This window comes from Bradyrhizobium sp. BRP23, assembly GCF_020194135.1.
Classification (GTDB): Bacteria; Pseudomonadota; Alphaproteobacteria; order Rhizobiales; family Xanthobacteraceae; genus Bradyrhizobium; species Bradyrhizobium yuanmingense.
Genome location: NZ_JADYVW010000039.1, coordinates 1 through 1,776 on the forward strand (window position 1 = coordinate 1; position 1,776 = coordinate 1,776).

Below are 1,776 nucleotides of genomic sequence, written 5' to 3' on the forward strand. Positions count from 1 at the left end.
AGGTTCGGATCGCGCTGTGCGAGCCGTCCCAACCAATATACTGAGGCGACTTTCCGGCCTTTCAACCGCTTGTATTTCCGCCTCGTCCAGCGGGCGAGCGCGTCGTTTACGTGACGAAGGACGTTGACACATTCCGTCCGGTAAAACCGTCCGTAATAGTTCAGCCATCCTTGCACGACAGGATCAATCAGCTTGGCGAGTTCTTCAAGACTCCAGTGGTTTCGCGTCGAACCCAGTCGCCATGAGCGAATGGTTTGTCGGATTCCTTTGGCAGCCTTGTTGCTGATTGCCGGGAGGAAGTTGAGGAACTTCTCGCCCTTTCGATCGCGAGCGCTGCGCGGCTGGAAGGTGTAGCCAAGGAAGTCGAACGAGATGTGTTCGCATTCCTCTCTCCGTTTATTATCCTTGCAGTAGACGATCCGGGTTTTCTCCGGATGGAGCTCCAGACCGCATTCCGCAAGACGTTTTCGGATCGCCTCCATCACGGTTCGAGCCTCGCTTTCAGTTCTGCAATGGACTATCGCCTCGTCAGCGTATCTTTCGAAACACAAACAAGGGAAGGTCCGCTGCATCCAGTGATCGAATGCATAGTGCAGAACCAAATTTGCGAGCAGCGGTGAAACCACCGAACCCTGAGGGGTTCCGCGTGTTCTCTCCACAGGGATTCCGTCTTCTTTCTCCACGGGAGCTTGCAGCCACCGCTTTACCGTAGAGACGAATCCAACTCAGTTCCGTGTGGTGGGCGACGGCCTTTTCGATCAGGTGCCAAGGAATCGAGTCGAAGAACGACTTGATATCAAGGTCGATAACCCAGTCGAATTTCCAGCAACGCTTTCGCGCTGTCCCCACTGCGTCAAGCGCCGAACGGCCGGGCCCATAGCCGTAGGAGTCCGGATGGAATATTCGTTCCATCGTCGGCTCCATAACCATCTTTGCAACCGTCTGAGCCACGCGGTCAGCTATAGAGGGTATTCCTAACGGACGCTTCCCTCCATTAGCCTTGGGAATTTCCACGAGACGGACGGGAGGCGGAAAGTATGTCCCCGACGACATTCATTCCAGATCTTGTAGAGGTTTCTCTTCAAGTCCTTTTCGAATTCCTCGATGGAGACCCCGTCCACACCCGCTGACCCGCGGTTCGCTTTCACCTGTTTCCAAGCTTCCCAAACGAGATGTTTGGGGATCTGATACGACTTTGCCTCAGTCATCGGCTCCTCCCGTTTCCGGTTGGCTTGTGACTTTGGCTGGAAGATCGGGTCCCTTCGCTCCGCCCGTATTACCGGGCCTCATCACTATTACGAACCCGTCCGCCCCTGCGTCGCGCATTGGTACTCTGCCCTCGGCGGGTCCGCCGCCTTTGGGGTCTCCCTTGGCATCGCGACGCAGGTTCCCATGTTCCGCGCAAGAGCCTGCCATCGGGATCGCGCCGCCTCTACACCGGTTGCCGCCGGCCAATACACAGGCTCTCGTCGCGCTTGATCCCAGGAGGTGGTATCGCCCCTGGTTTCGACAACATCTGAACTGTACTTTCGATGCATCATCGGCGGTTTACTTGCGTTCGTCTTCCCGTGGCTCACCTGACAGGCTGATTGCCCGCCTTTTCCAGCAACGCTCACCACCTCAGCCATTGAGCTAAAGCAGCTTGTGGCGGTTTGGACTCTGATCCTGCAATCCGAGTCCGAGGGGCCTGCCCTCATCTCTTGCGCAGCAAGGCTGCTCGGAAGATGGTCTACATACTCAACCTCCTTCTTCGCGCCGTCATGGCGCACATACCAC

Annotated in this window: 2 protein-coding genes and 1 pseudogene; all 3 read right to left on the reverse strand. The window is 56.6% G+C overall.

Features of this window, described 5'->3' with window-relative positions:
• A partial coding sequence (locus I6F24_RS37865; RefSeq protein WP_346656955.1) for a group II intron maturase-specific domain-containing protein occupies positions 1 to 419 on the reverse strand: 419 nt, incomplete at its 3' end.
• Positions 405 to 644 (reverse strand): annotated as a pseudogene (locus tag I6F24_RS37870) (reverse transcriptase domain-containing protein); the annotation flags it as partial. The pseudogene I6F24_RS37870 and the gene I6F24_RS37865, both read right to left, overlap by 15 nt.
• Positions 529 to 1,053: a reverse transcriptase domain-containing protein gene (locus tag I6F24_RS37875; RefSeq protein ID WP_346656814.1), complete on the reverse strand. Its 525-nt coding sequence runs from the start codon at positions 1,051 to 1,053 to the stop codon at positions 529 to 531. The gene I6F24_RS37875 and the pseudogene I6F24_RS37870, both read right to left, overlap by 116 nt.
• Positions 1,054 to 1,776 lie beyond the last annotated feature (723 nt).